The sequence below is a fragment of the Streptosporangium sp. H16 genome (assembly GCF_051918855.1).
Taxonomy (GTDB): domain Bacteria; phylum Actinomycetota; class Actinomycetes; order Streptosporangiales; family Streptosporangiaceae; genus Streptosporangium.
The window spans coordinates 538545-551320 of the sequence record NZ_JBPXMD010000003.1 but is presented as its reverse complement, the minus strand read 5'-3'; the positions used below and the strand labels follow the sequence as shown (position 1 = coordinate 551320).

The following is a 12776-nucleotide window of genomic DNA, read 5'->3' as shown; positions in this document are numbered from 1 at the left end:
GCGGGTCGCCGTACGGAGGCGGACAACGAGGAGAGAGCCATGCCGAATCGCGCATATCGGTGGTTTCGGCGGTTGGGCGCTCCTAACGTGATCGGTGTGCGTGTCGCGATCGCGCTGGTCGTGCTCCTGTCGGCGGCCTGTGCCCCGTCGGAGGCCGAGCGGTTCACTCCCGCTGATCTTCCCCCCGAGACCTCCTCGCCAAGCCCCGCGCCGACGGCGCCGAAGGTGGAGACGGTCGAGGTCTCTCCCGACGTCCAGGTGGTGGTGGAGTGGCCGGCCATAACCGACCGGGATGCCATCGCGATGATCAATTCTTTCCGCGACTACCGTGCCGGGTCCTTCCGGGCGGTCGTCACCAGGGGTCGGGACGTCGCGTACCGCGAGACGGTCCAGGAAGGGGCGAGCCTGGACGCGTACGCGTGGGTGAAGGCGTTCCTGGACCAGCGACGCTCGGTGCGCGGGATCTCCCGGCTGTACTCGCTGAACGTCGTCTCGGTCACCGGCAGGGGGGCCGAGCTGAACGCGTGCGTGGACGAGACCGGGATGCGGCTGCTGGACGCGGAGACCGGGAAGGCGGTCCGCAGGCAGCCCGACTGGGCCAGGCGTCCCTTCCTCCAGGTCGCCGGTCTCCGGCGGGGCGACGACGGGATCTGGCGGATCAAGCTGCTCCAGCACGCCAAACCTTTCAGTGAAGCCTCGAAGGGATGTCATCGATGATCATGAATATGGTGGTCGCGGGGCTGCTCCTGCTCGCTCCGAATCCCGGTGGCGGCGGTGGTGGCTCCGACGTCCAGGTCCGAGGCGGCCAGGAGGGGAACACGGCGCGGATCAGCCTCAAGAACTCCCAGATCATCATCAGCGGGAACGGCCGCGGGGGGAGGAGCGACGGCTATCGGCTCAAGCGTCCCTGCTGGTACGAACCCGCTCAGAACGCCTCGGACATGCTGGACTTCCAGCAGCGGTCGACCCGGGTGGACCCCGGCGCGCCACAGACCCGGCAGGAGGCCCTCGAGCCGTTCGTGGAGAAGCTCGGCGAGGAGGGGCGCTGGTGGACGGTCGCCCACGACGCGTCCGATCCCAATGGGGTGAGCTGTCAGATGGGGCTGGACACCTACGTGTTCGTGCCGCCCGGCACGACCCCGCCCGCCGGGATCACCATGGCCGAGCTGGTCGACATCGCCCGCGCCGCGCTGACCGTGCCCGAGCCGAAGGTCGAGATCAATCCGGACGCCAAGAGCTACGTCAACCTGCCGACCTGGGTCTGGCTGGGCGACGTCGGCGAGACCACCAGGTCCGTGACCGCGACGCTGCCCGGGATCATGAGCGCCACCGTGACCGCCACCCTCGGGAACATCGAGATCGACTCGGGCACCACCGGCGAGCGGGCGGATGTCGTGGAGACGGGATGTGGTGTGAGCGGCAAGCCGTACGCGAAGGGCGAGGAATTCACCTGTGGTGTGAACTACCGGCGGGCCTCGATCGACCAGCCGCGCGGTGTCTACGTGCTGGAGGTCACCTCGGTCTGGGACATCGGGGTCGAAGGTGTCGGGGGTGACGTGGCGCCCTTCGCCTACGACCCGGTCGAGGTCGGGGCCACCCGAGACATCCCGGTGGGCGAGGTGCAGAGCACGGTCAGGAAGACCGGCTAGCCGTCCGGGCCGGTCACGTGCCCGTGACCGGCCACGGCGGGGTGCGGAGCACGGCGGGGAAGGCCGGTCAGCGGCCCTCCTGCCGGGGCCGGAGCCGTTCGGCGGCCGGTGCCCCCTCGTGGGTGAGCAGCCACTGCTTGACCGGGGTGCCGTAGTAGTAGCCGCCGTACCCGCCGGTGGACGGCAGGATGCGGTGGCAGGGGACGAACGGCGCGATCAGGTTCCGCGCGCACGCGCTCCCGGCGGCCCTGGCCGCGGTCCTGGGCAGCCCCGCCCGCTCGGCGAGCTCGGCGTAGCTGATCGTGACGCCCGCGGGCACCTGGCGCAGGGCGGTGAGCAGCCGCTGCCGGACGGGCGTGCCCGGCTGTTCCACCGGCACCGCGTCGAGGGCGGTCAGGTCGCCGTCCAGGTAGTCGCGTACCGCCCGCGCGGGCAGGCCCAGATCGTCGGTGAGGGTCAGCCCCTCGGCGCGCAGCTCCGGGGAGAGCCGGGCGAACATCTCGTCCGGCCCCGTGGTGGTGAAGCCCGCCGCCAGCAGCACGCCCTCGCGGGCGAGCATGGCCAGCGGGCCGACCGGGGTGTCGAGAACCTGTGCCTCTATCATTCCGAGCTCCAAAGGTGCAGCGCGGCGTACGCCCGCCAGGGGCGCCACCGCTCGATGTGATCTTCGGGGATGCCCAGGCAGGCCATGGCCCGCCGCAGGCCGAGGTCTCCGCCCGGCCAGGCGTCCGGGTCGCGCAGCGCCCGCAGCGCGATGTAGCCGGAGGTCCACGGCCCGATCCCGGGAACCTCCAGCAGCCCGGCGACCGCCTCCGCGGGCTCCTGCGCGCCGTCCAGGTCGATCTCGCCGCCCGCCACCCTCGTGGCGAGCGCCTTCAGCGTCGCCACCCGCCGCCCGGTCAGGCCCAGCCCGCCGAGGTCGGCCTCGGCGAGCTCCTCCGCGGACGGGAACAGGTGGGTCAGCCCCTGCCCGCCGGTGGGGCGCCCGGCCCGGGCCGCGACGCGGCCGAGGATGGTACGGGCGCCCGCGACGGAGATCTGCTGGCCGATCACGGCGCGGACGGCCACCTCGAACCCGTCCCAGGCGCCGGGCACGCGCAGTCCGGGGCGGGCGGCGACGAGCGGTCCCAGCGAGGTTTCGCCGAGGGCGGAGGAGATGGCCTCGGGGTCCGCGTCGAGGTCGAGGAGGCGGCGGCAGCGGGCCACGATCCTGGCCAGGCGGCGGGTGTCGTCGACGCTCACGTCCAGCCGTACGTGGCCGGGCCCGGGGGTGAGGGTGATCGTGCCGCCGGGGACGGCCCGGCTGTAGGACGTGTCGTCCGCGCGTTCCAGGCCGGGGATCGCCCTCGCCCCGAGGAACCGCATCAGGGTCGCGGCGTCGTAGGGCTCCCTGCGGTGCAGCCGCAGGGTCAGGGCGTCGCCGCACATCCCGGGCTTGCCTCCCGTCGTCGCCCGCAGCTCGCCGGGGGTGAAGCCGTAGGTGTCCTTCATGGTCGCGTTGAACTGCCGGACGCTGCCGAAGCCCGACGCGAACGCCACGTCGACGATCGGCAGCCCGGTCTCGGTGAGCAGCTGCTTGGCCAGCAGCAGGCGCTTGGTCCTGGCCACGGCCAGCGGACCCACGCCGATCTCCGCGGTGAACAGCCTGTGCAGGTGCCGTCCGGTGATGTGCAGCCGCCCGGCCAGCCGGGTCATCCCGCCGTCGTCCGCCACGCCCTCGTCGATCAGCCGCAGTGCCCGGCCGACCAGGTCGCCCCGGTGGTCCCAGCCGGGATCGCCGGGGCTCAGCTCCGGCCGGCAGCGCTTGCACGGCCGGAACCCGGCCGCCTCGGCGGAGGCCGCGTGACGGTAGAACCGCACGTTGCGGGTGGACGGGGTGCGTGCCGGGCAGATGGGCCTGCAGTAGATGCGGGTGGAGGTGACCGCCGTGTAGAACCGCCCGTCGAACCGGGCGTCCCTCGCGGCCACCGCGCGGTAACAGGAGTCGAAGTCGAGCTCTTTCACGGACACGCCGACGACGTTACCCGCGGCGCACGGGGTACGGCTGGCGGGAATCGGACGTGGCCGTGGCGGCCCGTCACGGGGAGGAGGCCGGGAATCGGGCGTGGCCGTGGCGGCCCGTCACGGGGAGGGGGCCGGGAATCGGGCGTGGCCGTGGCTGCCCCGTCACGGGAGGAAAGGCCGGGAACGGGCACGTGCCCGTGGCGGTCCGTCACGGGGTGGGGAGGCCGGGGACGGATGTGGCCGTGGCGGCCGTCACGACCGTCACTTGGAGGAGACGCCGACCCCGATCTCGAACTCCCGGTAGACGCGGGCCCAGAATCCGTCGCGGAGCCAGACGCGTGCCTCGGGGTAGGGGCGCAGGGAGTGGCCCAGCTCCTTCTCCGCCTCGATGAGCAGCTCGGTGTCGATCACCGTGGGCAGGATCGGCCCTGGCAGCAGGTCGCGGATGTTGTCGCGGCCGCGGGTGAGGATCCACTTCTGGGCCACGTGCTCGCCGACCTCCTCGACGCGCGGGCGGCTCGGGCCCAGCTTGGTGACCTGGCCCACCGGGGCCTTGGGCTTGGCGGCGGCGGTGCGCCCGGCGAAGACCTGGGCGGGGGAGGGGGCGATCGGGGGGACCGGCACCGGCACCGGCGCGGGGGCGCGGCTGAAGAAGGACCGCAGGAAGTCGGCGCTGATGATCTCGACGGTGTCGGACTCCCAGACCAGGCGCTCGGCCTGGTTGGTGCCGTAGGGGGGCTCCACACCCCACAGGTGGATCCGCACCCCGTAGGCCTGGGCGGCCTCGACGGCGGGGACCATGTCCTCGTCCCCGGCCAGCAGTATTGTGTCGCTCACCGCGTGGTGCCTGGCCAGCGCCTCCAGATCGCTCCTGATCTGCGCGTCCACGCCCTTCTGCTGGCCCCGCGCGTTCAGGTTGCCCAGGCGCACCTTGACCCAGGGAAGCTGGGCGATGACCCGCTGGTCCACGGTCGGCACCCGGTCGCGGGCGGCGTCGTACCAGTAGATCCGGAGCAGCTCGCCGTGGATGCGCTCCTCCGCGTGCTTCTGCAACGCCTGGATCAGCTCGTCGGCCGCCACCCGGTATTCCTTGCGCTCCTTGGCACTCAGGAGCACCTCCCCTGCCGCCGCGTACAGATAACCGACGTCGACCAGGACGGCGTACTTCGCGGCGATGGGACGTGACGTGAGGTCCAGGATGGTCATGTCGTCCTCCAGGCCTCGGAACTAGCTGATCGGCTGACTATATGCGCCCATTTCTTAGATGGTCCCAACTCTCGCGCAACTTGACACCCTGTTCCCGGGATCTATCTCGGCAGTGCGCTCGATCGCCATGCGCCTTGCCCGACAGGAAGTGCTTTTCGCATGCGATGTGAGTGATTGCTCCAGGATTTCGATGTCTGTGAGGCTTTCGACGCCGGACTCGCCGGTGCGGCACGCGTTGAGAGGGCGATCACCACCGCGGCGATCTCCTCGGGTGTCGCATCTCCTTTAATGATCTTCAAATGTCTCATAGCGGAATGTTCCCGTGCTTCTTCGGGGGCAGGGTCGCGCGCTTGTTGCGCAGGGTCCGCAGCGCCTTGACGATCTGGACCCGGGTGTCGGAAGGGCGGATCACGGCGTCCACATACCCACGTTCGGCCGCGAGATACGGGTTGGCGAGCGTGTCCTCGTACTCGGTGACGAACCTGGCCCGCTGGGCGTCCGGATCCTCGGCCGCGGCGAGCTCGCGCCGGTAGAGGATGTTGACCGCGCCCTGCGCGCCCATCACCGCGATCTGCGCGGTCGGCCAGGCCAGGTTGACGTCGGCGCCCAGGTGCTTGGACCCCATGACGTCGTACGCCCCGCCGTACGCCTTGCGGGTGATGACCGTGACCAGGGGCACGGTCGCCTCCGCGTAGGCGTAGAGCAGCTTGGCGCCGCGCCGGATGATCCCGTTCCATTCCTGGTCGGTGCCCGGCAGGAATCCGGGGACGTCGACGAATGTCAGGACGGGAATGTTAAAGGCGTCGCACGTACGGACGAATCTCGCGGCTTTCTCGGAGGCCGCGATGTCCAGCGTGCCGGCGAAACTCATCGGCTGGTTGGCGACGATCCCCACGGAGCGCCCCTCGACCCGGCCGAAACCCACGAGGATGTTGGGCGCGAATTGCGCGTGCACCTCCAGAAATTCGCCGTCGTCCAGGACGTGTTCGAGAACCGTGTGCATGTCGTAGGGCTGGTTCGCCGAGTCGGGGATCAGCGTGTCGAGCTCGCGGTCGGAGTCGGTGGTCTCCAGCGGCGGATCGGCGTCGAACGCCGGGGCCTCGTCCATGTTGTTGGACGGCAGGTAGGACAGCAGCGCCCTGGCGAACTCCAGGCAGTCGGCCTCGTCGGACGCCTCGTAGTGGGCCACGCCCGAGCGGGAGCTGTGCGTGTGCGCCCCGCCGAGCTCCTCGAACGTCACCTCCTCGCCGGTGACCGTCCTGATCACGTCGGGGCCGGTGATGAACATGTGCGACTTCTCCGACACCATAAGCACGAAGTCGGTGAGCGCGGGCGAGTAGACGGCGCCGCCCGCGCAGGGGCCCATGACCAGCGAGATCTGCGGGATCACCCCGGAGGCGTGGACGTTCCGCTTGAAGATCTCGGCGTACAGGCCCAGCGAGACGACGCCCTCCTGGATGCGGGCCCCTCCGGAGTCGTTGATCCCGATCACCGGGCAGCCGGTCTTCAGCGCGTGGTCCATGACCTTGACGATCTTCTCACCGAAGACCTCGCCCAGGGAGCCGCCGAAGACGGTGAAGTCCTGGGCGAACACCGCCACCGGGCGGCCGTCGACCGTGCCGTACCCGGTCACGACCCCGTCGCCGTACGGCCGCTCGCGCTCCAGGCCGAAGCTCGTGGACCGGTGCCTGGCGAGCTTGTCGAACTCCACGAAGCTGTCCTCGTCGAGGAGGGCGAGCACCCGCTCCCTGGCGGTCATCTTCCCCGCGGCGTGCTGCTTCTCGACGGCGCGCGCCGAACCCGCATGGGCCGCCTCGCCCAAGCGGCGCTCCAGGTCGGCCAGCTTCCCGGCCGTGGTGTGGATGTCGGGTCCGGGATCCAGTGGTTCGGCGCTCAGGGACTCGCTCATCCCAGCAGGGTAACCGTCGTCTCACATCGCGAACTATCGGGGGCGATCGTTCGTTTCCCGTGCGAGGCGGCCGATCGCGCGGGCCGCGGAAGGGAGGCGCCATGCCGGAGATCACGGAGGCGGTAAGGACGCGGGGGCTGCTCAAGAGGTTCGGGCAGCAGGTGGCCGTGGGAGGTGTCGACCTGGTGGTGCCGCAGGGCAGCTTCGCCGGGCTGGTCGGCCCCAACGGCGCCGGGAAGACCACCACGCTCAGCATGGTCACCGGCCTCCTGCGCCCCGACGGCGGTTCGGTCCACATCGGCGGCGCCGACGTCTGGCGCGACCAGGTCGCGGTCAAGGGCCGCATCGGCGTGCTCCCCGAGGGGCTGCGCCTGTTCGAGCGGCTGTCGGGCAGGGAGTTGCTCTCCTACAACGGCCAGCTCCGCGGCATCCCCAGGGCCGAGGTGGGGCGGCGGGCGGAGGAGCTGCTGAAGGTCATGGACCTGACCGAGTCGGCCGACAAGCTCGTCGTCGACTACTCCACCGGCATGCGCAAGAAGATCGGCCTGGCCGCGGCGCTGCTGCACAACCCCGGGGTGCTCTTCCTCGACGAGCCGTTCGAGGGCGTCGACCCGGTCAGCGCCAACACGCTCGTCGAGGTGCTCAGGCGCTACACCGCCTCCGGGTCGACGGTGATCTTCTCCAGTCACGTCATGGAGCTCGTCGAGCGGCTGTGCGACTGGGTCTCGGTGATGGACCGCGGGCGGATCGTCGCCCAGGGGCCGCTGGACGAGGTCAGGGCGGGCCGCGGCCTCAACGAGGCCTTCCTCGGCCTGGTCGGCGCCCGGGGCGGCGACGACGGCCCGGGGGGACGGGAGGGCCTGTCGTGGCTGGGCGCGACCCCCTCGTGAGCGCGCCGGACGGGGCCGGGGGGCAGCGGTACGGGAGGGGTGACGGGGTGAGCGCGGGCGTGCGAGAGGACACCGGCGCGGGAGGCGCGGGTATCGTGCGGGTGGGGCCCATGGTGTTCGTGCGGCTCAAGCTGCGGCTCGTCGCCGGGAACCTGAGCGGCAGCACCCAGCGACTGCTGGGGTTCGTCTTCACGGCGATCGCCGCGTTCCTCTTCGGCACCCTCGGTTTCCTGTCGATGGCCACGCTGCGCGTCGCGCCCGCCGACGTCGCCCTGGAGACCGTGACCGTGCTGTTCACCGTCTTCCTGGTGGGCTGGGCGGTCGTGCCGCTGCTGGCGTTCGGGCTGGACGACACGCTCGACCCGTCGCGCCTGGCCCTGTTCCCGCTGCGGACCGGGCAGCTGGCCACCGGCATGTTCGCGGCCTCGGTCACCGGCGTGTGGCCGCTCGCCTCGCTGGCTGTGATGGCCGGGGCCGTGGCCGGTCTGGCCACCGGGATCGGCGGGGTGATCCTGGGCGCGGTCGCGGTGCTGCTCCACTTCGCGCTCTGCGTCACGCTCTCCCGGCTGGTCACCACGTCGCTGTCGGGGATCCTGCGCACCCGCAGGGGTCGCGACGTGCTGGCCGTCTCGGTGGTCTTCTTCGTCCTGGCGGCCCAGCTGCCCAACCTGCTGCTCAACGGCGGTCTGTCGGCCGACCCCAGGGTCGTGCTGCACGACGTCGCCTCGGTGCTGAGCTGGACCCCCTCCGGCGTCGCGGCCCGCTCCATCGCCGACGGCGGCCTTCCGGCGGTCGCGGGGTCGGCCCTGCTCGCGGTCCTGATCGCCGGGGTCGGGTGGTTGTGGATCGCGGCGCTGCGCCGCTCCCTGGTCTCCCCCGACGCCTCCACCCAGGGCGCGTCGGTGCGCAACTCCCGGGGCCTGCTGACCAGGATCCTGCCCGACGGCCCGCTCGCCGCGGTCGCGGGAAAGGAGCTCAAGTACGCCCGGCGCGACCCGCGCGGCAGGGTCGGCTGGTTCGCCGCCGTCGCGGTCACCGGTGTGATGGCCTTCTCGCTGTACGGGGACGGCGCCGGCGCGGCCGGGGGCGTCCTGGCGATCACCCCCGGCTGCATCGGCGCGGTGATGATCAGCATCCAGTGGTGCAACGCCTTCGGCATCGACGGCCGCTCCCTGTGGATGAACGCCGTCGCCTACGGCACCGACCGCGACTGGCGCACCGACATCGCCGGGCGGCACCTGGCCGTGGCGACGATCGCGGTCCCGCTGCTGCTCCTGCTCGCCACGGTCGCGGCACTGCTGGCCGGGGACGTCCTCTGGGCGGTTCCGGCCGCGCTCACCGCCTGGGGCGTCCTCGGGGCCGGGCTCGGCGTGGGCGCGCTGACCAGCGTGCTGATGCCGTACACCGTGCCCGAACGCCTGAACGCCTTCACCGGCGCGGCGCCGGGGCAGGGCGGTATCGCCTTCGTGGCGTCGTTCGGCGCGCTGATCGGCACCGGCCTGCTCGCGCTGCCGATCGTCCTGCCGATCCTGCTGGGCCTCACGTGGGTCAGCGTGCTGGCGGTGCCGTACGGGCTGCTGGTCTCCTGGGGCGGCCGGAGGCTCGCGGGAAAGATCGCCTTCGCCAGGTATCCGGCGCTCCTGGAGGCGAGTTCCATGGCCACCTGACGATCATCCGGCGGACCGTCGGAACGGCCCGCCGGAGGCGGCGGGAACGGCCCGTGAACGGTCTCCCGAATGGTCTAGTCCAATGGGTGAGACCGGTCTCCGTTCGACAAAACGGACTGGGTACGCTGGCGGGCATGCCCGCCACCGTGTCCCATCAGGCAGAGCGTTCCTCCGCTGTCACCGAGATGCCCGACGAGCTGCGCGCGGACGTGCGACTGCTCGGTGAGCTCCTGGGGCAGGTCATCGCCGAGCATGGCGGCGATGACCTGCTCGCCGATGTCGAAAGGCTGCGCAAGGCCGTCATCGGGGCCCGCAGAAAGCAGGTGTCGGTCGACGAGATCACCGCGATGGTGGCCGAGTGGCCGATCGAGCGCGCGGTGCAGATCGCCCGCGCGTTCACCTGCTACTTCCACCTGGCGAACCTGGCCGAGGAACACTTCAGGATCCGCATCCTCCGGGTCCGCGACACCGGCGAGGAGCCGCTGCCCGAGTCCCTGGCCCAGGCCGTCCAGGAACTCGGCGACGGGAAGGTCGCCGACCTGGTCGAGGGACTGCGCCTGCACCCGGTGCTGACCGCGCACCCCACCGAGGCCCGCAGGCGTGCCGTGGTCACCGCGATCCAGCGCATCAGCGGCCAGCTCGCCGCGTACAACAGCTCCGACAGGGGCGCGGCCGAGCGGGCGGAGACCCGGCGGCGGCTGCTGGAGGAGATCGACCTGCTGTGGCGGACCGCCCAGCTGCGGTCCACCAAGCTCGACCCGCTGGACGAGGTGCGCACCGCGATGGCGGCCTTCGACGAGACCCTCTTCCGGGTGGTCCCGCAGGTCTACCGCGCCCTGGACGCCGCGCTCGGCGGAGGGGCCGGCACCGGCAAGCCCCGGGCCCGCGCCTTCATCAGGTACGGCAGCTGGATCGGCGGCGACCGCGACGGCAACCCGAACGTCACCTCCAAGGTGACCAGGGACGCCGTGCTCATCCAGGCCGAGCACGTGCTGATCGCCCTGGAGAACGCCACGCTCAGGATCGGCCGCTCCCTCACCCTCACCGCCGACTACACCCCCGCCTCCGCCGGGCTGCGGGCCGCGCTGTCGAGCGCGGTGAACGACCACCCCGACGTGGTCTCGGAGATGGCCACCCGCTCCCCGAGGGAGCCGCACCGGCAGTGGCTGATGTTCGTCGCCGCCCGCATCGCGGCCACCCGCCAGCGCGGCCTCGACCTGGCCTACCGCTCGCCGGAACAGCTCCTGGCCGACCTGCGCATCGCCCAGGACTCGCTGGTCGAGGCCGGCGCGAACCGGCAGGCGTACGGGGAGCTGCAGCACCTCATCTGGCAGGTGGAGACGTTCGGCTTCCACCTGGCCGAGCTGGAGGTCCGCCAGCACTCGCAGGTCCACGCCGCCGCGCTGGAGGAGATCGCCGCCGGGCGCACCTCCGAGCGGACCGAGGAGGTCCTGGCCACGATCCGCACGATCGCCTGGATCCAGGAGCGGTTCGGGGTGACCGCCTGCTCCCGCTACGTCGTCTCCTTCACCCGCTCGGCCGACGACATCGCCGCCGTCCACGCGCTGGCCGCTCACGCGATGGGCGACCGGGCGCCGCTGCTCGACGTGGTCCCGCTGTTCGAGTCGGGCGCCGACCTGGCCGCCGCCCCCACGGTCCTGTCGGGGATGCTGGAGATCCCGGCCGTGCGGGCGAGGCTCGCCGACGACCGGCGCCTGGAGGTCATGCTCGGCTACTCCGACTCCGCCAAGGAGCTCGGCCCGGCCGCCGCGACCCTGAAGCTGTACGAGGCCCAGGAGGCGCTGGCCGCCTGGTCGGCCGAGCACGGCGTGCCGCTGACGCTGTTCCACGGCCGGGGCGGCGCCCTGGGCCGGGGCGGCGGCCCGGCCAACCGGGCCGTGCTCGCGCAGGCCCCCGGCTCGGTCGGCGGCAGGTTCAAGGTCACCGAGCAGGGCGAGGTCATCTTCGCCCGCTATGGCCACGACGCCATCGCCCGCCGCCACATGGAGCAGGTCACCTCGGCGGTGCTGCTCGCCTCCACCCCGTCCATCGAGGCCCGTACGGCCGAGGCGGCGGGGCGCTTCCGCGGCGTGGCCGGGCGGGTCGCCTCCGCCTCGGAGAAGGCCTACCGGCGGCTGACCGAGGCGCCGGGCTTCCCCGAGTGGTTCTCCCTGGTCAGCCCGCTGGAGGAGATCGGCTCGCTCCGCCTGGGCTCCCGCCCCGCCCGGCGCGGCCTCGGCGCGCCCCGGTCCCTGGACGACCTGCGGGCCATCCCGTGGGTGTTCGCCTGGGCCCAGACCCGGGTCAACCTGCCGGGCTGGTACGGCCTGGGCAGCGGCCTGGAGGCGGTGATCTCCGAGGCGGGCCTGGACGAGCTGCGCGCCGCCTACCGCGAGTGGCCGCTGTTCGCCTCGCTGCTGGACAACGTGGAGATGTCGCTGGCCAAGACCGACCGCGACATCGCCGCCCGCTACCTCGCGCTCGGCGCCAGGGACGACTTCGTCGAGCAGGTCCTGGCCGAGTACGACCTCACGCGCCGGCTGGTCCTGGAGATCACCGGCCACACCCGCCTGCTGGAGGACCGCAGGGTCCTGTCCCGCGCGGTGCAGCTCCGCGACCCGTACGTGGACGCGCTCTCGCACCTGCAGCTGCGCGCCCTGTCCAGGCTCCGCGCGGACGAGGGACTGTCGGAGGACGAGCGCGAGCGGCTGTCCACGCTGCTGCTCCTGTCGGTCAACGGCGTCGCCGCGGGCCTGCAGAACACCGGATGATCCGCGAGGCGAGGGCCGGGGACCTCCCGGCCGTGGAGAGCCTGGTCGAGGCGGCCTACCGGCCGTGGGCGGACCTCATCGGGGTCCGCCCCAAGCCGATGGACGACGACTACGCCGCCCATGTGGCGGCCGGCCGTCTGCACGTGCTGGACCTTCCGGGCGGCCTTCCCGGAGAGGACGGGCACGCGGGGATCGCCGGGCTGATCGTGCTGGTTCCCGAAGAGGGCGTGCTGCTGGTGGACAACGTGGCGGTGGCTCCCGGCCTGCACGGCCGGGGGTTCGGCAGGCGCCTGCTGTCCTTCGCCGAGGAACGGGCCCGCGCCGCGGGCCTCGACGCCCTGCGCCTGTACACCCACGCCCGCATGGAGCCGAACATCGCCCTCTACCGGCACCTCGGGTACGAGATCACCGAGCGCCGCGAGTCCGGCCCGCGCGATGTCGTCTTCATGGCCAAACGGCTCCCCGGCTGACGGAGACGGCTCCCCAGGATCCAATATGGGTGATTCTTAATGGAAGCGGACTAAAGGATGCCGAGGCGGACGTTCGGGGGCCGGAGCGGGCGGCTCAGGGGCCGCTACGGGGTGTCTCGGGCGGGGCGTCCGGGACGGGATCGTTCGAGAAGCGGGGCGGCAGGGACAGGGGCGTTCGAGAACCGGGGCGGCCGGGATGGGGTTGTTCGA

11 protein-coding genes are annotated in these 12776 nt (G+C 72.0%); 6 read left to right on the top strand and 5 right to left on the bottom strand.

Annotation, left to right across the window (positions count from 1 at the left end):
* The first annotated feature begins 96 nt into the window (after window positions 1-96).
* On the top strand, window positions 97-717 hold the full coding sequence (locus tag ACTOQ2_RS08055; RefSeq protein ID WP_440099061.1) for a hypothetical protein: 621 nt from the start codon (window positions 97-99) through the stop codon (window positions 715-717).
* The gene (locus tag ACTOQ2_RS08050) at window positions 714-1649 is read left to right on the top strand and encodes a hypothetical protein (RefSeq protein WP_440099060.1); all 936 of its coding nucleotides are present in this window, start codon (window positions 714-716) and stop codon (window positions 1647-1649) included. Before ACTOQ2_RS08055 ends, ACTOQ2_RS08050 begins: the two co-directional genes overlap by 4 nt.
* Window positions 1650-1716: 67 nt before the next feature.
* Here the strand turns inward: ACTOQ2_RS08050 and ACTOQ2_RS08045 are convergent, their stop codons facing one another.
* From ACTOQ2_RS08045 to ACTOQ2_RS08025, 5 genes are all read right to left on the bottom strand, one after another.
* Window positions 1717-2253, bottom strand: coding sequence for a methylated-DNA--[protein]-cysteine S-methyltransferase (locus ACTOQ2_RS08045; RefSeq protein ID WP_440099059.1), 537 nt, complete (start codon window positions 2251-2253; stop codon window positions 1717-1719).
* Window positions 2250-3659, bottom strand: a complete 1410-nt coding sequence (locus tag ACTOQ2_RS08040; protein WP_440099058.1) for an AlkA N-terminal domain-containing protein — start codon at window positions 3657-3659, stop codon at window positions 2250-2252. Before ACTOQ2_RS08040 ends, ACTOQ2_RS08045 begins: the two co-directional genes overlap by 4 nt.
* Before the next feature lie 255 nt (window positions 3660-3914).
* Window positions 3915-4859 (bottom strand): NYN domain-containing protein, encoded by a 945-nt coding sequence (locus ACTOQ2_RS08035; RefSeq protein WP_440067574.1) that lies wholly within the window; start codon window positions 4857-4859, stop codon window positions 3915-3917.
* 101 nt (window positions 4860-4960) lie between these two features.
* Window positions 4961-5167: an acyl-CoA carboxylase subunit epsilon gene (locus ACTOQ2_RS08030; RefSeq protein ID WP_440099057.1), complete on the bottom strand. Its 207-nt coding sequence runs from the start codon at window positions 5165-5167 to the stop codon at window positions 4961-4963.
* On the bottom strand, window positions 5164-6768 hold the full coding sequence (locus ACTOQ2_RS08025) for an acyl-CoA carboxylase subunit beta (protein ID WP_440099056.1): 1605 nt from the start codon (window positions 6766-6768) through the stop codon (window positions 5164-5166). The genes ACTOQ2_RS08030 and ACTOQ2_RS08025 overlap by 4 nt, the downstream gene beginning before the upstream one ends.
* 101 nt (window positions 6769-6869) lie before the next feature.
* On the opposite strand from ACTOQ2_RS08025, the gene ACTOQ2_RS08020 reads away from it, so the two are divergent.
* From ACTOQ2_RS08020 to ACTOQ2_RS08005, 4 genes are all read left to right on the top strand, one after another.
* On the top strand, window positions 6870-7658 hold the full coding sequence (locus tag ACTOQ2_RS08020; protein WP_440099055.1) for an ABC transporter ATP-binding protein: 789 nt from the start codon (window positions 6870-6872) through the stop codon (window positions 7656-7658).
* A 59-nt stretch (window positions 7659-7717) separates the two neighbouring features.
* Window positions 7718-9325: a hypothetical protein gene (locus ACTOQ2_RS08015; protein ID WP_440099054.1), complete on the top strand. Its 1608-nt coding sequence runs from the start codon at window positions 7718-7720 to the stop codon at window positions 9323-9325.
* Window positions 9326-9459: 134 nt separating this feature from the next.
* The gene (locus ACTOQ2_RS08010) at window positions 9460-12096 is read left to right on the top strand and encodes a phosphoenolpyruvate carboxylase (RefSeq protein ID WP_440099053.1); all 2637 of its coding nucleotides are present in this window, start codon (window positions 9460-9462) and stop codon (window positions 12094-12096) included.
* A complete protein-coding gene (locus ACTOQ2_RS08005) occupies window positions 12093-12566 on the top strand; it encodes a GNAT family N-acetyltransferase (protein WP_440099052.1) in 474 nt (157 codons plus the stop codon). The genes ACTOQ2_RS08010 and ACTOQ2_RS08005 overlap by 4 nt, the downstream gene beginning before the upstream one ends.
* Window positions 12567-12776: the final 210 nt, after the last annotated feature.